This is a genomic window from Mucilaginibacter sp. PAMC 26640 (assembly GCA_001596135.1).
Classification (GTDB): Bacteria; Bacteroidota; Bacteroidia; order Sphingobacteriales; family Sphingobacteriaceae; genus Mucilaginibacter.
The window spans coordinates 358,629-381,089 of the sequence record CP014773.1 but is presented as its reverse complement, the minus strand read 5'-3'; the positions used below and the strand labels follow the sequence as shown (position 1 = coordinate 381,089).

Genomic DNA, 22,461 nt, shown 5'->3' with positions numbered 1-22,461 from the left:
CTACTTATAAAAATTAATACTTACTAAAATTTATGGCTGGGAAGAAAAAACCTTACGGTATAAGCAATGTGGTGTCTTGGGGAGCTACTATCGTTATTGTTGGCTTATTGTTTAAAATACAGCACTGGCCATATGGCGGTACTTTTATCTCTATTGGTTTAATTGCTGAAGCAATCCTGTTTTTCATATTAGGGTTCCAAAGAGAAGAGAAAGATATTGACTGGATCCGTGTATATCCGGAATTGGATGAAAGCTTTTCAGGTGAATTGCCGAAATCGTCGGTAAAGCCGGTTGCAATTGGTAACAATTATTCAAATACAGCTGCCCTGGATAAAATGATGACCGAAGCCAAAATTGGCCCGGAATTGATCAGCAGTCTCGGAGAAGGATTAAGAAGCTTTGGCGATAAAGTCAATGCAATATCAAGGGTTACCGATGCAGGTGACGCGACCATTGCCTTTACTAATAAAGTGAAATCTGCAACTGCAAGTTACGATAGCTTAAGTTTAGCATTTGATAAAGCATCAGCTAACTTAAGCGATATGGCAAATACCAATATCGATTCTAAGACTTATCATGAACAGGTAACTAGACTGGCTACCAATCTTACGCAATTGAATGGGGTTTACGAACTTGAATTGCAGGATTCAAGCGCGCATTTAAAAGCGATGAACAGTTTCTACAAAAACCTATCGTCAACCATGAATAACTTTAACGAGTCGCTTGATGATTCAAGGCAGTTTAAAGATGAGGTTGGTCGTTTAGCTAAAAACCTTGCTTCACTTAACTCGGTTTACGGTAACATGCTTACAGCAATGAACCAGCCACGGGGTTAATGAGTATTATTTAATCAAACAGGAAATTAGAATACATACAGAGCATGGCCGGAGGTAAAGAAACCCCAAGACAGCGGATGATAGGTATACTTTACCTGGTACTTTTGGGCCTTATCGCTCTAAATGTGCCGGATAGTTTACTGGACTCGTTTAAAAATATTACCAGAAGTTTGGATGCATCGAGAACTAACGTTACTACAGGGTTAGACGCTACATATTCTGCCTACGAAGCTACCAAGATAAAAGAGCAGGGAGACAAGGCCCGGCAGATTGAGGCGCAGGCAAAGGAAGCTTCTAAAGCTTCAGGCGAGCTAAATGCCTATATCGAAGAAATTAAAGCCGAACTGATTAAAAAGGGCGGTGGTATAAATGCCGATATAGATGATGTTAGTGCCCGCGAAAGCATCGACATTTCTTCGGAAGTAATGGTAAACGGTAAAAAAGGCGAAATCTTAAAAGGAAAGATTGAAGCGACTAAAGACAAATTGATACAATTATTAGGTAAAGATGCGGATGGCGTTAATTTTTCGCTAAACGCAAGTGATCCGCCTCGGCGTGCAGGCTTTCCAAAAAAATCATGGGTAGATGCATATTTTGGTGAAGGCATTCCTTTGGGAGCTGCTCTAACAACCCTCGCAAAAGTGCAGGCCGATAACAAAAATGCGGAAAACGAGGTTGTGAAGAAAATTTTAGGAAAAGTAGACCGAGCGCAGGTAACCCTTAATGCATTTAAGGCCGTAGCAGTTGCACCAAGTAGTTATATACTGGCAGGACAGCCGTACAAAGCCGAGGTTTATTTAACTGCATATGATTCCCATTCCAACCCAACGATCACTATTGGCGGTGCGAACATCCCAACATCTAATGGTGTGGGTACTTATACAACAGGCACAAGCGGTGAAGGCTTGCGTAGCTGGACCGGTACTGTATCGGTAAAACAAGTTGACGGGCCACCACAAAACTACCCGGTTAGCGGAAGTTACATGGTTGCAAAACCATCTGCGGTTGTATCGCCAGATAAAATGAATGTACTGTATATAGGTGTGCCGAACCCATTATCTATTTCAGCTCCTGGTGTTCCTAAAGAAACTATGAAGGTGAGTATGTCCGGCGGATCTGTATCAGGTTCAAATGGTCATTACACGGCTACAGTAAGCACTCCCGGGGCCGCTAAGGTTACCGTTTATGGTGATAAAGGTATGGTGCTGGGTTCATCTGACTTCCGAGTGAAGCGCATCCCTGATCCAAAACCACAATTTGCAGGCAAAAGCGGGGGTAATACAGGTGCAGCTAATTTAAGGTCACAAGACAGGGTTTTTGCCAAGCTTGAAAACTTTGAATTTGATGCGCAGTTTAAGGTAACCAGGTTTACATTGCTTGTTTTAAAACCGCGCCAGGATGTTGTCTCATCATCAACTGTAGGTGCAGATCTGAGCAGTGGAATGAAGGCTGCCATGAGCGGCGTAACGCCTGGAACAACTGTGGTAATTAAAGATATTATTGCTGTTGGGCCAGATGGCACACAGCGCGGACTTGATCCGATAGTATTAACAGCTAATTAATAATTAGGTCATGAAAACAAAAGCTTTAATTATTGTACTTTGCTTTTTGTGCAGCATATCTTTTGCACAAAGAAAAAAGGCAACTGCAAGGAAAGCCCCGGCTAAACGCAGCGTAGGTAACACCAGGAGAACAGCTGGCTCTGCTTTGTCAAATGGCGGCGCTGGTAACTCTTCGGTTTTGGATACTACCCGTAAATCGGCACTAGCTCCTTCAAAGCCTTTTGACCGCCCGCTTGATGGTTATTACAAGAAATCTAACATCATTAGCGCACGGGTTACGCCTTATGCAAATTTAAGGGAAAGTGATGTTGCTTTTGCCAGGCGCATTTGGCGTGAAATTGATCTGCGCGAAAAAATGAATCAATTTATGGGATCGCCGAAACAGAGGTTGATAGATATTTTGATAACTGCAATTGATGCCGGTGAACTTACGGCTTACGATCCAACTTCCACTAAAGATGACCCGAACGGTGATAGTTTCTCAAGACCATTAACAGCGGGGCAGGCGCATAGCAAATTGGCTGATAGCAGCGTTGTTGACGTATTTGATAAAAACACAGGGGATAAAACGGGCTCCAGAGTAGTAGCGGGCGAGTTTTTAGCTGACAGTGTAATCAAGTTTAGGTTAAAAGAGGATTGGGTTTTTGATAAGCAGCGCTCGATATTTGAACCGCGGATTATAGGCATTGCTCCACTCGTTAAAATTAAAGCCGGGGGAGTAGTTAACAACGAATATCAACCTGCATTCTGGATCTATTTTCCTGATGCGCGGCCGGTACTTGCAACAAAGGAAGCAGTAAGCCGCAATAGTGATAATACTGGCTTAAGTTTTGATGACGTGTTTATGAAGCGCATTTTTACCAGTTACATAGTGAAGCAATCTAATGATAAAGATGAACGAATAAAAGATTACGCCCAGGGCATCGATAAGCTTTACGAATCTGAAAGGATCAAGAAAAACCTGATGGATTGGGAGCTAGGCCTATGGCAGTATTAAAATATAAGATTATATTCAACTTTTTGTAAATTACAAAGCCCGGACTTTTAAAAGATCCGGGCTTTGTGATTTTATATCCCGTATTGGTTTGTCATCATTATTCAGTGATTATTCCGGCGAACTTAAGCCTGTAACGTCGCTAACCTGGGGGTTAAAGTATTGGGTAATTGATTTCGCTTGTTTAAGGTTGACGACCTCCTGTAGCGTTTCTTCACTGGCCTCTCTGATTTTCTTTACCGACTTAAAATATTTCAATAACTTTTCTGCAGTGGTTTTCCCAATTCCCTCTATCAACTCAAGTTCAGTTGCCAGTGTACCTTTATCCCGTTTTTTGCGGTGGAAAGTGATGCCAAAACGGTGTGCCTCATCCCGTAGTTGTTGAATGATCTTTAAAGTTTCCGATCGTTTGTCGAGGTACATCGGGTATTGGTCGCCCGGGTAATACAATTCCTCTAAGCGCTTGGCAATGCCAATTACGGTAACTTGTTTGTCTATCCCCAATAGTTTTAAGCTTTTCATGGCAGACGAAAGCTGGCCCTTACCGCCATCTATTATAATCAGTTGGGGTAAGCCGGTATCTTCGTCCAGTACGCGTCTGTAACGCCTTAAAACAGCTTCTTCCATTGTTGCAAAATCATCCGGACCAACAACTGTTTTTACGTTAAAATGCCTGTAATCTTTCTTAAACGGCTTCCCGTCTCTAAATACCACTATGGCCGATACCGGGTATTTTCCCTGGAAATTGGAGTTGTCAAAACACTCTATATGGCGCGGCTGCTGGTTCATGCGGAGATCTTTCATCATCAGCTCCATCAACCTGTCAGTGCGTACATCGGGGTTTAATTTTTCATACTGATCAATTCTTTCTTTTTTAAAGAACATCACATTTTTTTGCGACAGATCCAGCAACTTTCTTTTTTCGCCTAATTTTGGAACCGTAAATTTTATGGCAGAGTCTTCTACGTCAATTTCAAAGGGCACAATTATCTCTTTAGAGTGACTCTCGTACCTGGTGCGGAACTCTGTGATCGCGATGGTAAGCAGTTCTTCGTCCGTTTCGTCCAGGCGCTTTTTAAGTTCAATAGTTTGCGTTTGAGTGATGGTACCATTCATTACCTTCAGGAAGTTAACAAACGCATATTTCTCTTCGGATGCAATGCTGAACACATCCACATCAGTTATTGAGGAATTTACAACGGTGGATTTACTCTGATAATTTTCCAGCAGATCGGCTTTCCTTTTCAGGCGGTGAGCCTGTTCAAAGTTTAATTCGCTTACCGCTTTATCCAGGTCGCCCTTTAACCCGCGGACCACATTTCCAATCTTGCCATTCAGGATATCCGTTATTTCCCCAATGCTGTTGTTATAATCATTTTCACTCTGAAAATCCTGGCAGGGACCTTTGCAATTTCCTAACTGGTATTCTAAGCAAACTTTAAATTTACCCTTCTCAATATTTTCCCGCGTTAAATTTAGGTTGCAGGTGCGTAGTGGATAGGTCTCTTTTATAAGGCCTAAAATAGTGTGCATCATACTTACGGAGGCATACGGGCCCAGGTATTTAGAGCCATCGCGGATAATGCGCCTTGTCCAGTAGATGCGCGGGTAGTTTTCGTTTTTGATGATGATCCAGGGATAAGTTTTATCATCCTTAAGCATCACGTTATAACGCGGCTGATGCTTCTTGATCATACTGTTTTCAAGCAGCCAGGCATCTACCTCGGTGTCAACTATGGTAAACGTAATATTCTGGATCTTGGATACCAATACTCTCGTTTTCGCATTTAATTGGGTATCCTTATTAAAATAAGAACCTACCCGGTTACGAAGGTCTTTAGCTTTGCCAATGTATATCAGCTCGTTTTCAACATCCCAGTACTGATATACACCCGGTTTGTGCGGTATATTTTTTAATGCTTCCCTGTAATCGAATTTTTCCATTTGCCCCCTAACCCCCTGAAGGGGGAATTGGTTATTATATTTAAAAGCCACCCTATTAAGTTCCCCCATCAGGGGAATTGGCTAAAAATCTAATTTTTTCTCTACCTCGTTTGGTGTTCCTTTTTGCTGCTGGCTGTAAGCACCACAATCAAGGGTTATGGTTACGCCGCTTTTAGGTGGAACAAAGTCTACATTCTTTTTAATACCAAGTTGATTGTTGGCATACACGCGTTTCATATAGCCCGCAAAAATAGGCAGCGCGGTATTAGCACCCTCACCCAAGCGGGTGCTGCGGAAGTGAATGTCGCGATCTTCGCAACCTGTCCATACACCTGTAACCAGCTGTGGGGTAATACCAATAAACCAACCATCTGAGTTATCATTAGTGGTACCTGTTTTACCGCCTATTGGGTTCATCATGTGGTAATCTCTTCTTAAACGATAACCTGTGCCTTCATCAATAACACCTTTAAGCATATATGTCATTACATAGGCGGTTTGCGGGTTTAGTGCTTGTACCACTTTAGGTGTATTATTATATAACACATTACCATTTTTGTCTTCAATCCGCATAAGGAAGGTGGGCTCTGTCCATACGCCCTCGTTGGCAAAGGCAGAGTAAGCACCGGTCATATCAAATACAGAGGCGTCAAATGTGCCGAGGCAGATGGACGGATAGGCCGGCACCGGACTGGTGATTCCCATTTTTTTGATGAGTTCCATCACCGGGATAGGTTTCACTTCGTTCATTACGTAGGCGGTTACCCAGTTTTGCGAACGGGCCAATGCGGTACGCAGGGTGATAACACCCGGAACAGTTTCAGATGGGGAAGAACGTGGCGACCAGTCTTGCCCGTAACCTGTAATAGTGATGGGCTCATTTGCTACCTGCATACATGGGGAAAAACCATCTTCGATTGCTACAGCATAGGTGAAAGGTTTTGCAGTTGAGCCAACCTGCCGTGTTCCGGTTTTTACCTGATCATACTTAAAATGTTCAAAATTTGTGCCGCCTACCCAAGCTTTGATATAACCCGTAGTTGGGTCCATGCTCATCAGTGCGTTGCGTAGCATCATTTTGCAATAGACAATAGAATCCACAGGCTTCATCAACGTGTCCACATCACCATGCCAGGTAAAAATATTCATCTTGGCAGGCGTATTGAAATCTTCTCTAATTTCTTCATCTGTTTTGTTTTGCAGCTTCAATGATACGTACCGGTCTGAGCGGTGCATACCTTTATCCAGTAAACTTTTAAAGGTCGGTATCGCTTTGTACAAACTGTAGCCTTTCCAGTGTGCATTGAACTGTGCCTGGAGGTTGCGCATATAGTCTTTTTGTGCTTCCTCGGCGTATTGCTGCATGGTTGCATCTATAGTAGTATAAATTTTTAACCCATCACGATCCAGATCGTAGGCGGTAACGCCATCCGGTTTTAAAATAGATTTGTCGATCAGGATCTTTTGTACTTCTCTTTTTAAAACAGATCTGAAATAGGTAGCCATTCCATCATTATGATCTGTAACCTTAAAGTTAAGGCCTAGTGGCTTCTGCTTAAATTCTTCAGCCTGACCATCGCTCAAATAACCTTCTTCGCTCATACGGCGCAAAACAAAATTTCGTCGTCCCAAGGCATTGTCCGGGTGATTGATTGGGCTGTAGATACCCGGCCCATTGATCATCCCCATTAACAGGGCGGCCTGGTCGGGGGTTAGCTTATCCGGAGTGGTATCAAAATAAGTACGTGCGGCCGAGCTTATACCATAAGTATTGTAGGCGCCAAAATCAACCGTGTTTAAATATAAAGTAAGGATTTCTTCCTTGGTATAATTGCGTTCTAGTTTTACCGCAGTTATCCATTCCTTTAGCTTTTGAATAACCCGTACAAACGGATTATGAGTTTTCTCGGTAAAAAGATTCTTTGCTAGTTGCTGTGTAATTGTACTGCCGCCTTGTTTTTTTCCAATTAGATTGTAGAGCAGGATGGAAAACGACCGCTGAAAATCGATTCCCGAATGTTCGTAAAACCGGGCATCCTCGGTAGCAACTAAGGCATTGATCACATTTGGCGATAGTTGCTTGTAGGTAACACTTGTCCGATTTTTTATATAGTAGTTGCCGATAACTTTATTATCCGAAGAAATTACCTGCGAGGCCTGATCGCTTTTTGGATTTTCCAATTCCCGGAAAGATGGTAAAGTGCCAAATACCTGGAATGCGATAAGAAGGATCATTATTGAAAAAAAAGCAAAGCAGCCAATAATGAAGCGCCAGATATACCAGTTGTAGCGCCGGATATCCTGCGAGTTTAGTTTATTTTTATTATTCCGGTTAATCATTCTTAATAATTTTGCTGATAGTATGCTATATAACTATCCAGTGTTGTTGAGTTGGCTAATTTATCCAGATTTTCTTTGGTAATGATAAAAAAGCTGTATTTGTCCTTTGGCACCTTCATAATATCGGGCAGTAGGGGAACAATATTACGGGCATAATCCTTTACTTCTCCCAGTGTATAAAAGCGGCCTACAAAAATCAGTTGGTTGTCTCTACCCACCGGTTTTAAATTATGATTTATAGCACTGCGCTGAAACTGCACCCGGTTAAACTGCCCGATACCAAAACGCGATGACGATAAATTAGTTGTACCGGAGCTTACACTAACTACAAAATAATAGTGCGTACTATCCCGCATATTAAATATAGATGGTGTTTTTACTACAGGCGCTGCTGCCGGTATTATTGGCGCTTGTACAGGCACAGGTTGAGTAGCAGGTTCCGGTGGCGTAATCGGCGTTTGTATTGGTGCGGTTTGCGTTATATCCGGTTGCTTAACCGGTTCTGGAAGAACTTTGGCAGGTTCTGGTTGTTTCACGGTTGGCGCCGCTACTTTTGCAACTTCAGCTTTTGGCTCCGGTTTCTTTTCAGGTTTGCGCACATCCGGGGTAATAACAATGGGGCCGCCGGTATAAGGCCTGCGATATTCTGTTTGCGGCTGATAAACAATAGGAATAGTGAATTGGCCATCGTTAACGTCTTTATCCGTTATCACCACAGGCCTGGCAGCAAGTTCAGTCTGGTTTACACCTATATAAGTAAGATGCTGTTTAACCAAAGGCGTGATCAATTTATCGTTGGGGTATTTAGTTACAATCTGCTGCAGTTCGGTCCTAAACGGATCCAATCTCTGCTGGTGTCCCCCGGCAAATGCCTGCAAGTAGGCCAATTGTGCAGCATATTTATTGTTGGGATATTGTTTTAATAAGCCATTGGCCGAAGTAATTACTTCATTGTATTTTTTAGTGGCATACAGGTTATACACCTGGTTGTATAAAGCGCTAAACCCGGAATCTTCATCATTTATGCGTTTGCCATATTCGGGATCAAGGATGGTTTTTGCAAAGGATGTTTCGGGGTAATCTTTCAATACCAGCGAACGGTATTTGTCAGATAGAGAAGCATTGTCATCACTGTATAACCGGTACAGGTTATAGTAGATAGCAGCCTTACTGCCATTATTGGGGAAGAGAATCAGTATTTTTTCGTAGGCATCTTCGGCTTCCTTTTTATCATCCAATACATCGCGGTAAAAGTTAGCTATGTCCAGATAAGCATCATAACGGCGGATGTTCGACTGTGCCAGTAATGCCGGTGTTAGCGGCAGATTCTGAACAAGGTCCTGCCGGTAATTTTCGGCATCTATTTTATCCGGGCTTTTCTGCAGCGGATCCGGCGCAGCGTCCGGATCGATGTTTTTGCTGGTGTTTAGGGTATTTGTTGTTAAATCGGCATTGCTGCGGTTACTTCTGCGCCAGTTATCTTCCAGCTTTCGGTTACCCCATACGCGTTTAAAATCTCCAAACCCCTGGCTTACGGCATTGGTGTTATAAAAATAAAAATTACCACCGTTAGGTAAACTTGCTTGTGGCTGTAGGTTTCCGGTATTATCGTTATATAGATCAGTTGCTCCGCCTCCCTGTCCATTGGCGCCAACCAGTAACTCCGCAGCGCTTATCGCTATTACCTGGCGCTTAACCATGATATCTATGCGATTATCACGCTCGGGCTCATTAAGCGCGGCCAGCATTTGCAGGGTGTCTTCGCGTGCTATCACTTGTAGCCTGTCGGTAAGTAGCTGTAAATTATCGGCTTTTTTTCGGATGGTTTTATAAGAGGGGTAACTAGGCGCTAAAACCAAGAGCGTACTATCGTAAAAGTTTTTGGCTAAGGTATAGTCAGCTTTGTTTTTAAAGTAGATGTCCGCAAGCCGCAGGTAGGATAGTCCCTTTTGATTTTGATTGCGCTGGCTACTATTGGTTGACTGGTGGTAGCTTTTGATGGCATCGTCGATTTTCCCTTCCGAATATTGCAGCTGGGCTATCTGGTAATAGATCTGATCGGTAAACTCAACGTTGTTCGGATTTTTTAATAGGCCGCGAAGGCGATCCAGCCGGCTAATCCTGATTCCGTTTTGGCTGTCTTCTATCCTGATGCGGTTAAGGTTGGCATTAAATGCCATGTCAAATGCTACGTTACTTTTAGCTACACGGGCATAACTCGCAACAGCATCGGATGCTTTACCATTCAGTTCCTGCAGTTCGCCAAGGATAAACGTCCAGCGCATCCGCTGCAGGTTATTGCCGCTATGCTGTATAGCCAGTTTAGCCATTTCCTCAGCGTCGGGATATTCCTGAATGTTGATATCATACTGCAGCTTGGTAGCGTATACATCAGCGGTGATGCTCTTTTTTGGATCAATGTTTAATACGGCCGTATCAATGATCAACTTTGCTAAGGTATATTTATTAAGGTACATCAGCGAGCGGGCTTTCCAAACAAGAGCTTCCTGTTTTAATTCGGTTTGTTTAGCCCCGGCAATACTTGCGGCATAGCTGAAGTACTCAACGGCATCAAAATAGTTATTTTCTAAATAGTTGCCCTTTCCCAAAACGAGGTAAGCATCGGGGATATAATGGCTTTGCTCTTTGATGCTAATAATACTGTTCGCTTTTTGCTTAGCAGCTTCCAGGTCTTTATCTGGTATTGCAGATGCAGCAATGGTATCCTGGTATACCGAAAGCAATTCGCTGTAATTATCTACAAATCCGGAGGCATAGCTTTCTTGTTTTTCCCGCAGAATTTCGCGGGCGTTAAACAGGATATTATAATGTGCAGTGAGATTTTGAAGCCCACGGTTGAGTGCACTCTTCTTTTCCAGCGAGCAGCCGGCTAGCAAAAAAAGAACCACAAGCCAAGAATAGGTAGCTGGGTTTAATTTAAATAAGGTATATATACGCCTCAAAAGGTTTGCTGTTTATTGGTATATGTTTTTTAAGAGATTTAAATTGAGGGCAAAAGTTAGATTTATTAAAGCAAGTTGATTTACAAATTTTACAAAGGCCTGCCCTTAAATATACCAGTTTTTTAAAGATTAAACTGTTCTATTGCTTCTTCCAATTGTGCCAGCAGCCGACTGTCTTCTTCTGTAAAAGGTTCAGCTTTTACGTATCTGAAGTCCTTTAAAACCTTCAGTATAAACGATGCTTTCTCGTCTTTAATGTCTAATAAAAATTTCATTGTATTTAGTTGTAAAAACCATCGCTAATTTACTAAATTGTATGCAATAGGATTAATAAATTTGCGGATGCCAGAAAATGAACAAAACACGCCTCAAGAGGCCGGTAAAGAAGCAGCCTCCTATGGTAAATATATGGGTGTGGCCTTCCAGATGATCGTAATAATAGGGGTGTTCACATTTGCAGGGTATAAGATAGATGAAGCAACCGGGCATCAAACCAAATGGGTAACGGCAGTACTGTCGCTCTTCGGTGTATTTGCGGCTTTGTTTTTAATTATAAGATCGGTACGGAATTGAAGTTGCTTAAACCTTTATTGCAGTGCCTGTTATTTGCCGCGCTGTTAGCCCTGCCTCCGGTTGCATTTACCGTAACCGGGCATAGTAGTTTACTGGTGCCCAAATTTTGGTTCCTGTTTACTTTTATTACCGGCCTTACACTTATTTCTGTTGCCACGTTATTGGTCATACAACGCCTGCAACCCGGGTTGTACGCGCAGGCTTTTTTGGTAATAACCATAGTAAAAATGCTGGGAAGCATGTTTTTAGCACTGGTTTTTGTATTGAAAGTGCAAGTAAATCAAGGACTTTTTTTGGTGAATTTCTTTTATATTTATTTCCTAAATACTGGCTTTGAAATTTACCTTTTGTTACGTAACTTGCGCAACCAAAATTGAAAGTAAAAAACACTCATTTAATGTATTTTAACCACATTTTGAAGTCAAAAAAAACAAGCATAGCGCTCCTTTTAGGCGTTTTTTTAACTTTTTTCGCATGTAAAACTTTTGCTACCCAGGCTGAACCAGGGGTAGAAAAAGCCGCTGAAGCAACCAAAGAGGAAGCTTTTAATCCTAGTGAAGTTATCCTGGAACACATTGCCGATTCGCACTCCTGGCATTTGTGGGGGACGACCCATATTGCACTGCCGGTGATCCTTTATACTGATAAAGGTTTAGAGGCATTCTCATCTGCTCATTTTGAGGAAGGTGCTGCCGATTATACCGGTAAGTATTATACCTACAGGTTGGTTAAAGACAAGGTTAATATTGTTGGAGATGATAAAAGCCTTTTGCCTGCAGCTACCGTATTAAAGTTAAACAAAAAGCTGGTAGACTTCTCTATTACCCGCAATGTGGTAAGTATGTGGATCTCTATCGTGCTTTTGCTGATCATATTTTTAAGCGTTTCGTCGGCGTATAAAAAGCGTACAGGTAAAGCACCTAAAGGCTTCCAGTCGTTTATCGAGCCGATAATTATGTTTGTGCGCGATGATATTGCCCGCCCGAATATTGGTTACAAATACGAGCGGTTTATGCCATTGTTGTTAACCATATTCTTTTTTATCTGGATCAACAACCTTATTGGGTTAATTCCTTTTTCGCCGGGTGGCTCTAACCTTACGGGTAATATTGCAGTAACATTTGTTTTGGCTGTTATCACGCTGGTAGTAGTAAATATCAACGGTAATAAATACTACTGGAAACATATTTTTGCACCTGATGTACCAGCCTGGTTATACCCTATTATGTGGCCGGTAGAGTTGGTAGGTATCATATCTAAGCCTTTCGCTTTGATGATCCGTTTGTTTGCTAACATTACTGCAGGGCACATTATTGTGTTGAGCTTGATATCGTTGATTTTTGTGTTCAAGAGCGCATATGTATCGGTTGTATCAGTTCCTTTTGTGGTGTTTATGGATGTGCTGGAGTTGCTGGTAGCAGCATTGCAGGCTTTCATCTTTACGCTGCTTACCGCATTGTTCATCGGTACGGCTATAGAAGAGCATCATCACTAATTTTTGCAAATAACTATATAATATATATTCACTTTAATTTTAAAACTATGTTTGGAAGTATCGCTGCATTAGGTGCAGGTTTAGCAGTAATTGGTGCCGGTATCGGCATCGGCCAGGTAGGTGGAAAAGCCATGGAAGGTATTTCCCGCCAGCCAGAAGCTGCTTCAAAAATCCAAACTGCAATGATCATCGCTGCCGCTCTTATTGAGGGTGCTGCTTTGTTCGGTGTGGTTGTATCATTCCTGGGCTTAAAATAATATTTATCTCCCGGAAAAAAGCTTAACCTTATCTGCAGCGGTTGGCGGCAGATAAGGTTATTTAAACTTTACATTTAAACTTTTAAATAAAAATGGAATTAGTTACTCCTGAGATTGGTTTAGTATTTTGGACCTCGGTATCCTTCTTCATCCTATTGTTCTTACTGGCCAAATTTGCCTGGAAACCTATTATGGGAGCCATTGGTGATAGAGAGCGCTCTATTGAAGATGCTTTATTGAAAGCTGAAGCTGCTAAGGATGAAATGGCTCGTTTAACTAACGAGAATGAAGAGCTTTTAAAAGAAACGCGTGCAGAACGCGACTTGATTTTAAAGGAAGCCAAGAAACTTAAAGACCAGATTGTAGCCGAAGCAAAAGATGCTGCGCAAAAAGAAGGTGCCCGCATGATCGAATTGGCCCGTTTAGAAATAAACAACCAGAAAACTATCGCGATGGCAGATGTGCGCAACCAGGTTGCAAGTTTATCGTTAGAGATTGCTGAGAAAGTGATTCGCAAGCAATTTGAAGATCAGAAAAAACAGGACGAGTTAGTTGCCGAACTGTTAAAAGAAGTGAAATTATAGATCGATCTGAGATCTGAGATCAAGAACTAAGGCATACGATTGTTGCCTTTTTCTCACCTCAGACTCAATGTCACATCTCAAGAGAATATGTCAGAATTAACAGTAGCAATAAGATACGCAAAGGCATTAGTTGACCTGGCCATCGAGCAGAATGCGCTTGATACGGTTAAGGACGATATGGTGATTTTTTATAAAACTGTCAAAGCAAGCCCGGAATTACACGCTGTATTAGGTAATCCAATTATCTCTCACAGTAAAAAGGTAAATATCTTAACAGATATTTTGGAAAACGCGTAAGTAAAGTAACCTTGCTGCTGCTTCACCTGATGGTAAATAAAGGCCGAGGTGATGTTTTATATGAAACTTCGCACGAGGTTATTGCTCTCTATGATATTAAGCACAATATCACTTATGCCAAAGTAACCACTGCAACTCCGCTTTCTAAAGCGAATGAGGAGGTAATGCTGCGTAAAATTCAGGAGGCTATTGGCGGTACTATTAAGCTACACAACGAGGTTGATCCTGCTTTAATAGGAGGCTTTGTGCTAACCGTGGGCGACAAACAAGTGGATACAAGTGTTGCCAGCAGCCTTAGGAATTTGAAAAAGGAATTTTCAGCTGTTGCAACTAAATAATATTAAATTAATACGCTAAAATAAAATCAAACAATGGTAGAGGTAAGACCAGACGAAGTATCAGCAATTTTGCGTCAGCAATTAGCGGGCTTCAAGTCAGAATCTGAACTGGAAGAAGTGGGTACCGTACTGCAGGTAGGCGACGGTATTGCACGCGTTTACGGTTTAACTAAAGTACAATCAGGTGAGCTGGTTGAATTTGATAACGGATTACAGGGTATCGTTTTGAACCTTGAAGAAGATAATGTGGGCGTTGTATTGCTGGGACGGTCTGACGATATCAAAGAAGGTGATAACGTAAAACGTACTAACCGCATTGCGTCAATTAACGTAGGCGAAGGTATGCTTGGCCGTGTTGTTGATACTTTGGGTAACCCTATCGATGGTAAAGGCCCGATCCTTGGCGAAACTTACGAAATGCCTTTGGAGCGTAAAGCCCCTGGTGTTATCTATCGCCAGCCGGTAACCGAGCCCTTGCAAACAGGTATTAAAGCTATCGATGCGATGATTCCTATTGGCCGTGGCCAGCGTGAGTTGGTTATTGGTGACCGCCAAACTGGTAAAACTGCGGTTTGTATCGATACCATTATTAATCAAAAAGAGTTTTATGATGCCGGCCAGCCGGTAACTTGTATATATGTAGCGTGTGGCCAAAAGGCTTCTACTGTTGCAAACATTGTACGTACCCTGGAAGAGAATGGCGCTATGCCTTACTCTATCGTAGTTGCGGCAAACGCATCAGATTCTGCTACCATGCAGTTCTTCTCTCCGTTTGCAGGTGCTGCAATTGGTGAGTACTTCCGCGATACAGGTCGCCCGGCTTTGATCATCTATGATGATTTGTCTAAGCAGGCTGTTGCTTACCGTGAGGTGTCGTTACTACTCCGTCGTCCACCGGGCCGTGAAGCTTACCCGGGTGACGTGTTTTACTTGCACAGCCGTTTATTAGAGCGTGCCGCTAAAGTGAACTCAAATGATAGCATCGCTCAGCAAATGAACGATCTGCCGGAATCTATTAAACACATCGTAAAAGGTGGTGGTTCATTAACCGCATTGCCAATTATCGAAACCCAGGCAGGTGACGTATCCGCTTACATCCCAACCAACGTAATTTCAATTACCGATGGTCAGATCTTTTTGGAGTCGAACTTGTTCCTGGCCGGTATTCGCCCGGCAATTAACGTAGGTATTTCGGTATCTCGTGTAGGTGGTAACGCCCAGATCAAATCGATGAAGAAAGTAGCAGGTACTTTGAAACTAGACCAGGCGCAATACCGCGAGTTAGAGGCGTTCTCTAAATTTGGTTCGGATTTGGATGCTTCTACCAAAAATGTGATCGACAAAGGTGCACGTAACGTGGAGATCTTAAAGCAAGGGCAGTATTCACCGGTTACGGTTGAAAAACAAGTTGCAATCATCTATTTAGGTACTAAAAACCTGATGCGTAACGTACCGGTTAACAAGATCCGCGAATTTGAGGCAGAGTATACCAGCCAGTTAGAGCTACGCCACCCTGAAGTGTTGGCCGCCCTTAAAGCAGGTAAATTTGATGACCAGTTGACTGGTGTGCTGGAAACAGTTGCTAAAGAACTGGCAGGAAAATATTAATTTAGTAGCAAGTAGTTAGTATCAAGTAGCAAATACAAGCAACTGGTATTTCGAAACTAACTACTTGCATTTAGAAAATATCGCATTAGTCGGGTAGCGTAAACAAGTCTCGGTACTTGATACTAACTACTTGTTACTCAAAAAAGAATGGCTAATTTAAAAGAAGTAAGAAACAGGATCTCGTCGGTTAGCTCTACGCAGCAGATCACCAAAGCCATGAAAATGGTTTCGGCGGCCAAGCTGAAGCGGGCAACGAATGCCATTGTACAATTACGCCCTTATGCTAACAAGCTAAAAGACTTATTAGCTAATCTATCGGCCAGTTTGGAAGATGGCGCATCGCCTTACCTGCAGGAACGTGAGCCGGTGCGTGTATTGGTAGTAGTGGTTTCATCAAACCGTGGTTTGGCCGGTGCTTTCAATACCAACGTTATTAAAACTGCTAACAACCTCATTGCTGAAAAATATAGCGAGCAGTTAAAAGCTGGCAATGTATCCATTGTAGCTATTGGTAAAAAAAGCCAGGAGTATTATCAGCGCCGCAAGTATAACGTAATTGGTAACAATAACGATCTGTACCTGGATCTGAACTTTATCAATGCTTCCAAAATTACCGAAGCTATCATGCAGGGTTTTATCAATGGAGATTATGACCGTGTAGAACTTGTATACAACCATTTCCGCAACGCGGCTGTACAATACCTGATATCAGAGCAATTGTTGCCCGTTCCAAAACCTGAGGTTAAAGCCGAAGATAAAAAAGCTAAACCAGGCGTAATGGAGGCACAGGTAGATTATATCCTGGAGCCTTCTAAGGAGGAGATTGTAAACGAACTGATCCCTAAGAACATTAAGATCCAGTTGTATCGTGCGGTATTAGATTCTAATGCATCTGAACACGGCGCACGTATGACAGCAATGGACAAAGCAACCGAAAACGCAGGTGATCTGTTGAAAGCCTTAAAATTGTCATACAACCAAGCTCGCCAGGCAGCCATTACTACTGAACTTACCGAGATCGTGAGTGGTGCAGCAGCATTGGGTGGTTGATAAATTGAAACACTAGATATTACAAGAACGGCTTCTCAATTTTGGGAAGCCTTTCTTGTAATTACAGAAATTTGTATTTTCAGTGCCAGATTGTACGGGTCAAATCCTCATAGACGGTCGGAATTTTCACTATATCGCAGGATTTGCCGAATACTGTTTCCATAGTTCATCTATCGTTTTGCCGGTAACAACTTCCCAGGTATTGTCTGTCCAGGAGTGTTTGCGCATGATACCATCCAGTTTTTTTACGGCGCCCTTTTTTACTTTAGTTTCTATCCAAACTAAGAAACGCGCGGTAACGCGGTAAGCGTTATCATAATTTTGGCTGGAAGTGTAAGCCGGTAAACGCCAATTAGCGGCTTCGTTGGCTATTCCATGTTCATTGCGCACGTAGTCGGCTATGCCCTCTGTCAACCAGCCCGGGCCATTGCTGTCTCCGTAATCCTGTACAATATGCATTACTTCGTGGGTAACTACATCGATGTCGGCGGGGTGCTTGTTCATGTAAGCTACACTAAACACCACCCGGCCGTTGTCGGTGGCGGCAACGCCATGGTAAGCAGTGTCGATAAAGAAATGGACCTGCTTCAAGCTTTTCTTGTTATACTCTTTTACGATGCCTGGGTATACGATGAAGAACGTGTTGACCAGTTTTTCTTTTATGGATTTATCAAAATGATCGTCGTTGCCGGATATGATAAGCGTGTAGCCATCTTTTTTAATGGTATCAATTCCGGTGGCAAAGCTTATGTGGCAGACAATGCTTAACAGGAGCAAGAGAAGTATACTTCGTTTTTTCATATAGCTAAAATACTCATTACTGCACAGTGAGCCGGCACACAAACATTAATGTTACATAAAGTACTTTTCTAATATCCTGCCGGGATGCCTTTTAAAATAACATAACCCTTGGTTTGGAAGATTTTTTGAAATTTAGTGTATTGCCCGAATCGCGTAAGAAATTTAGTTGAATCCTGCTTGAAATTTTGATTGGAATATACTACGTAAAGCGCTGCCCGGTTTCGACCGAAATATAATTTTGGCTTAAAACGTTGGGCGTTTAAAAAATGGAAGTTAATATAGTTGTCCTCCAGCAATACTCGATTGTTTTTGATTTCCAGGGCGAGGGAGGGTGCGCCGCTTTGCATGTAAAAAATGTCCCGGCATTGTTTATTTTGGTTATCCAGTGAATGAATTTTTTCGACCAGATCTGCCGGGTAGGATAGTTGCAAGCCACTGTACAATATGGAAGGACCTTCAGGCGCTGTAGTCCGGGCCCTGTTAATGAATTGGTAAATATTTAAACAACTGAAGAGACAGATTACTCCGTACATCAATACTTTTCCAAATGGCAGTTGCCTTACACCTATAAAAAATGCCGGTGTAATCAATATAGTGACGGGGATAAAGTGCCGCAGTTCGTATGAGACATCTACATCGATAAAGTAAAGCAACATGTAAAAAAAAACCGTTGCCGGTACAAATCCCAAAAGCATCAGGCGGTGACTCAGGCTTATTTTTTTATTAAAAAATATAAGGTAATAAAACGGTACAATCACAATTAGGGCAATTAGCCATTGCAACGTTTTATTTAAAGAAAATGCCATAAACAATCCCAAGACCGGGGCATCAACAGGGAAAGCGAATACTCTGGGTTGGAGCCTGATGCCCAGAGAAGAGGTACCAATGTTGTTATTATGGTTGAGAAAAGCAGATTTAATGGCCACTATATAAACCAGCAACAGGGCGGCAAGTTTAACAGCCAGAAAAAATCCTTTTTTTAAATCGTACATTTTAAGTGATCCTCCTTGCCTGGAAAAATCCCTGATAAACAAATAGAATAGCGCACCTGCAAAGATGCTGGTAAAGGCAGCTTTCAGAAAAAAGCCAACAAATGCTGCCAGCAATAGTGCCGCCAGGCTATATCCGTTAACCCGCTTTATTTTCGCAACGCCATAAAAAAACCATGGGCAATAAGTGTTAAGCAATACTACCCCTCCATCATATTCTAAAAGACTTCTCCAAAAGAATGGCTGCAACAACGTGAATAAAACCAGCATTAACGCCAGGTTTGCCGATGTGTCGTCTATATCCTCATCTTTGCTTTTACATAGCAAACTAAACAACTTAAAGATTCCCCAACCGGAGAATAACAGACTAGTAGCAGTTACAATTTTTATCGCGATGCTGATGTTTACATTTAGCAGGTTTTGAACCAGCATGGGCAAAGCGTATTGGGCGGGTGTCCACCAGGCAACGAATTCCAACTCGTCCAGATTTAGATTAGCGGGATTCGGGTGTGACAAATAATTGAAAGGAATATGTTTTGAAGCATTATATACCATCCGCATATTAATCGCCGGGTCCCATCCGATGCCTTGCGATAGCTTTAGCACCATACTGAATACAATTACTGCGTAAGCCGCTATCGAAAAGTATAAGACATGCCTAACACGGATATTATTCATCTGCCTAAGGTATCATAATCAGCTATAATGTGAAAGATTTAGTGTCAAATAACCCTTTATATTTGTGGAAAATAAGGCTTCTTTAGCTACTTTTAATAAGGTTGATCGGTCTACTAACGAATAATCACTTAATGAATCAAATAATAGAATGTGTACCGAATTTTAGCGAAGGTATAAATCGTGAAGCGATCGGGGAAATAGCTGCCGCCATACAGTCGGTTGCAGGGGTTAAGCTTTTAAATGTTGACCCAGGCATGGCCGCTAACCGTACGGTAATCACTTTTGCAGGTGAACCGGCGGCAGTTGTTGAAGCGGCGTTTTTAGCCATCAAAAAAGCCGGCGAATTAATAGATATGCGTTGCCAAAAAGGCGAGCATCCACGCATGGGTGCTACCGATGTTTGCCCTTTAATTCCATTGAAAAACATCACTCTTACTGAAACCGCTAAGTATGCTGAACAATTAGCGCGTAGGGTAGGGGATGAACTGCAAATTCCTGTTTACTTGTATGAATATTCGCAACCTAACAAAAGTCGCAGCAATCTTTCTGTAATTAGGGCGGGCGAGTATGAGGGTTTTTTCAAAAAGATCAAACTGCCGCAATGGAAGCCCGATTTTGGCCCGGCAGAAAATGATCCTAAACGCGGTGCCACTGTTATTGGTGCCCGTAATTTTTTGATAGCCTATAACGTTAATCTTGGTAGTTCATCTGTTGCTGTTGCAGCTGATATTGCTGCAGAGATAAGAGAATCGGGCCGGAAGATAAAAAATGCAGATGGCACGTCGGAGATGGTACCCGGCTTGCTGAAAAATGTTAAAGCTATAGGTTGGTATATTGAAGAATATGGCAAAGCGCAAGTCTCAATGAATTTAACCGATATCAATATAACCCCAATTCATATAGTTTTTGACCAGGTGAGTAATGTTGCGGAGAAAATAGGTGTTGAGGTAACCGGCAGTGAATTAATAGGCTTAATGCCTTTACATTCAATAGTTGAAGCTGGACGCTATTTTGCTGATAAGAATAACCTGAAGGAAGAATTAAAAGAAGATAAACTTATACAAATTGCGGTTGATTCGATGGGGCTGAATGAACTTGGCCCTTTTAATCCACAGGAGCGGATAATTGAGTATCTATTGGACTAATTAAATTAACAAGCGGCAATTTGTCGCTTGTTAATTTAAAAATATTTCAACTTAGTAGTGGTACCTCACAAAAGCTTCCATAGCTGCATATTCAGCCATGCCCAGTTTGTCATAACAAATGGCTGTTTCGCGGTTACGGTCTTCGGCACGTACCCAGAACTCGCGCTCGTCATCACCCGGGAAAACCGGACGGTCCTTTTGGCTTTGGTGCTTGAAGATGGCGCTGCGCTTGCGCAGTACCTCGGCAGGGGAAAGCGGTACCGCCATCTCAATCTCGTGGGTGGCAAACTCATGCCACGCACCGCGGTACAGCCACATCCAGCAATCTTTTACCCAGTCCTCGGTTTCCTTCAGTCGGGTTAAGGCCTCCAGGATAACGTTGAAGCAAACGATGTGCGTACCGTTCGGGTCGGCAAAGTCACCGGCAGCAAAAACCTGGTGGGGTTTAATTTTTTGTAACAGCTCCATGGTAAGTTTGATATCTTCCTCACCCACGGCATTCTTTTTGGTTTTACCCGTTTCGTAAAAAGGCAAAGCCTGGAAATGGATGTTGCTGTCCGGCACGCCGGAGAACCTTGCACCCGAGATGGCTTCCGTTTTACGGATAAAGCCTTTCACGTTACGGATCTCCTGGGTATCGATCTGGTTAGGGAGCTTGTTCTCAATAAAGTGGCGCATTTCATCATAAAGCTTCTTCAGTTCGGCGGTATCCTCGCCAACGCTGTTTTTAAAATCGATAGCAAATTCAACATAACGCAGTACATCATCATCCCAAACAGCGGTATTGCCGGAGGTTTGATAAGCCACATGCACATCATGCCCCTGGTCAACCAAACGGATGAAAGTACCACCCATGGAGATCACGTCATCGTCCGGATGGGGGGAGAACACGATAGAACGCTTGCGGGCAGGCTCGGCACGTTCCGGGCGCTGCGAATCATCCGCGCCGGGTTTGCCACCCGGCCAGCCGGTAATGGTATGCTGGATCTGGTTAAATATGTCGATATTGATATCGTATACCGGCCCCTGCTCTACGGCAAGCTGTGCCATGCCATGGTTATTGTAATCTTCTTCGGTCAGCTTCAGGATCGGTTTACCCACCGTACCCGAGAGCCAGATCACCGCTTTTTTGATCAGGGTGTTATCCCAAACACAATCTTTCACCAGCCATGGGGTGTCAAAACGGGTTAACCCGGAGGCTGCGCCTTCATCCAGTACAAACTCCACATGCTCGGATAGCTGCAAAAAAGTAGCGGGCACGTCCCCGGAGATCTCACCCTCCACGGCTTTGGCCACAATAGGCGCCTTTTTAGCACTCCAGGCCATCAGGATGATCTCACGTGCTTTAAAGATGGTACCCACGCCCATGGTGATGGCTTTGGTTGGCACATTCTGCTTGCCACCAAAATCGCGGGAAGCATCGCGGCGGGTAAGGTCATCCAACGTAACCAGGCGGGTACCCGAGTTAGGTGCAGAACCCGGCTCATTAAAACCGATGTGGCCGGTACGGCCGATCCCTAATAATTGCAGGTCCAGTCCGCCGAGTTCGGAGATCTGTCTTTCGTAATCCAAACAAAAAGCGGCCACATCTTCCTGTGCTAAAGTGCCATCAGGAATATGTACCGAGCTTTTGTCAATATCGATATGGTTGAAGAGATGCTCGTGCATGAAGGTCACGTAGCTTTGCACAGCATCGGGCTTCATAGGAAAATACTCATCCAGGTTGAAAGTGATGACATCACGGAAGGACAAACCTTCTTCTTTGTGCAGACGGATCAGTTCGGCATAAACGCCGATGGGTGTAACGCCTGTTGCCAGGCCCAAAACAGTGTGCTGACCAGCGGCCTGCTTATCGCGGATGAGTTTAGCTATCCTTGCGGCCACCGCCACTGATGCAGTTTTCTGGTCTGCATAAACGCTCACCGGCAGCTTTTCGTAACGGGTCTCTTCCAGTAAATTTAATCTTGCCATAATTCTTATATCGTATTTATTGTCTTGTTTAAAAAA

At 42.9% G+C, this 22,461-nt stretch carries 19 protein-coding genes; 13 read left to right on the top strand and 6 right to left on the bottom strand.

Translation table 11 applies throughout. The annotated features are described in order from the left end of the window. Positions 1–32 precede the first annotated feature (32 nt). From A0256_01730 to A0256_01720, 3 genes are read left to right on the top strand one after another with little or no spacing between them, the layout of a single operon-like run. Positions 33–836 (top strand): gliding motility protein GldL, encoded by an 804-nt coding sequence (locus A0256_01730; protein AMR30227.1) that lies wholly within the window; start codon positions 33–35, stop codon positions 834–836. Positions 837–880: 44 nt separating this feature from the next. Further along, positions 881–2,398: a gliding motility protein GldM gene (locus A0256_01725; GenBank protein AMR30226.1), complete on the top strand. Its 1,518-nt coding sequence runs from the start codon at positions 881–883 to the stop codon at positions 2,396–2,398. Positions 2,399–2,408: 10 nt separating this feature from the next. After that, a complete protein-coding gene (locus A0256_01720; GenBank protein ID AMR30225.1) occupies positions 2,409–3,395 on the top strand; it encodes a gliding motility protein GldN in 987 nt (328 codons plus the stop codon). A gap of 108 nt (positions 3,396–3,503) precedes the next feature. On the opposite strand, the gene A0256_01715 is transcribed toward A0256_01720, so the two are convergent. The 3 genes from A0256_01715 to A0256_01705 all read right to left on the bottom strand — a co-directional run bounded on the left by A0256_01715 (position 3,504) and on the right by A0256_01705 (position 10,639). Next, complete coding sequence (locus tag A0256_01715; GenBank protein AMR34395.1) at positions 3,504–5,336, bottom strand: excinuclease ABC subunit C; 1,833 nt, start codon at positions 5,334–5,336, stop codon at positions 3,504–3,506. An 81-nt stretch (positions 5,337–5,417) separates the two neighbouring features. Beyond that, positions 5,418–7,676, bottom strand: a complete 2,259-nt coding sequence (locus tag A0256_01710) for a peptidase (GenBank protein AMR30224.1) — start codon at positions 7,674–7,676, stop codon at positions 5,418–5,420. A gap of 2 nt (positions 7,677–7,678) precedes the next feature. Continuing rightward, positions 7,679–10,639 carry a hypothetical protein gene (locus A0256_01705; GenBank protein AMR30223.1) on the bottom strand — a complete coding sequence of 987 codons (2,961 nt, stop codon included), beginning with the start codon at positions 10,637–10,639 and terminating at the stop codon, positions 7,679–7,681. A gap of 342 nt (positions 10,640–10,981) precedes the next feature. Here A0256_01705 and A0256_01700 point away from each other — a divergent pair, with 342 nt between their 5' ends. From A0256_01700 to A0256_01660, 9 genes are all read left to right on the top strand, one after another. Further along, positions 10,982–11,212 (top strand): hypothetical protein, encoded by a 231-nt coding sequence (locus tag A0256_01700; GenBank protein AMR30222.1) that lies wholly within the window; start codon positions 10,982–10,984, stop codon positions 11,210–11,212. Then, on the top strand, positions 11,209–11,589 hold the full coding sequence (locus A0256_01695) for a hypothetical protein (GenBank protein AMR30221.1): 381 nt from the start codon (positions 11,209–11,211) through the stop codon (positions 11,587–11,589). The genes A0256_01700 and A0256_01695 overlap by 4 nt, the downstream gene beginning before the upstream one ends. 20 nt (positions 11,590–11,609) lie before the next feature. Beyond that, positions 11,610–12,707 (top strand): F0F1 ATP synthase subunit A, encoded by a 1,098-nt coding sequence (locus A0256_01690; GenBank protein ID AMR34394.1) that lies wholly within the window; start codon positions 11,610–11,612, stop codon positions 12,705–12,707. 47 nt (positions 12,708–12,754) lie between these two features. Further along, a complete protein-coding gene (locus A0256_01685) occupies positions 12,755–12,964 on the top strand; it encodes a F0F1 ATP synthase subunit C (protein ID AMR30220.1) in 210 nt (69 codons plus the stop codon). Between the two features lie 92 nt (positions 12,965–13,056). After that, positions 13,057–13,548 carry a F0F1 ATP synthase subunit B gene (locus A0256_01680; protein ID AMR30219.1) on the top strand — a complete coding sequence of 164 codons (492 nt, stop codon included), beginning with the start codon at positions 13,057–13,059 and terminating at the stop codon, positions 13,546–13,548. Between the two features lie 87 nt (positions 13,549–13,635). Beyond that, positions 13,636–13,845 carry a hypothetical protein gene (locus A0256_01675; GenBank protein ID AMR30218.1) on the top strand — a complete coding sequence of 70 codons (210 nt, stop codon included), beginning with the start codon at positions 13,636–13,638 and terminating at the stop codon, positions 13,843–13,845. 11 nt (positions 13,846–13,856) lie between these two features. Continuing rightward, positions 13,857–14,183, top strand: a complete 327-nt coding sequence (locus tag A0256_01670) for a hypothetical protein (protein ID AMR30217.1) — start codon at positions 13,857–13,859, stop codon at positions 14,181–14,183. Between the two features lie 33 nt (positions 14,184–14,216). Continuing rightward, complete coding sequence (locus tag A0256_01665) at positions 14,217–15,791, top strand: F0F1 ATP synthase subunit alpha (protein AMR30216.1); 1,575 nt, start codon at positions 14,217–14,219, stop codon at positions 15,789–15,791. Between the two features lie 147 nt (positions 15,792–15,938). Further along, positions 15,939–16,841 (top strand): F0F1 ATP synthase subunit gamma, encoded by a 903-nt coding sequence (locus A0256_01660; protein ID AMR30215.1) that lies wholly within the window; start codon positions 15,939–15,941, stop codon positions 16,839–16,841. A gap of 129 nt (positions 16,842–16,970) precedes the next feature. Here the strand turns inward: A0256_01660 and A0256_01655 are convergent, their stop codons facing one another. Together A0256_01655 and A0256_01650 are read right to left on the bottom strand one after the other, a co-directional pair. Next, positions 16,971–17,642 carry a secretory protein gene (locus A0256_01655; GenBank protein AMR30214.1) on the bottom strand — a complete coding sequence of 224 codons (672 nt, stop codon included), beginning with the start codon at positions 17,640–17,642 and terminating at the stop codon, positions 16,971–16,973. Between the two features lie 68 nt (positions 17,643–17,710). After that, positions 17,711–19,309 carry a hypothetical protein gene (locus A0256_01650; protein AMR30213.1) on the bottom strand — a complete coding sequence of 533 codons (1,599 nt, stop codon included), beginning with the start codon at positions 19,307–19,309 and terminating at the stop codon, positions 17,711–17,713. 131 nt (positions 19,310–19,440) lie between these two features. Here A0256_01650 and A0256_01645 point away from each other — a divergent pair, with 131 nt between their 5' ends. Then, on the top strand, positions 19,441–20,454 hold the full coding sequence (locus A0256_01645; protein AMR30212.1) for a glutamate formimidoyltransferase: 1,014 nt from the start codon (positions 19,441–19,443) through the stop codon (positions 20,452–20,454). Between the two features lie 51 nt (positions 20,455–20,505). On the opposite strand, the gene A0256_01640 is transcribed toward A0256_01645, so the two are convergent. After that, complete coding sequence (locus A0256_01640) at positions 20,506–22,425, bottom strand: glucosamine-6-phosphate deaminase (GenBank protein AMR30211.1); 1,920 nt, start codon at positions 22,423–22,425, stop codon at positions 20,506–20,508. Between the last annotated feature and the right edge of the window lie 36 nt (positions 22,426–22,461).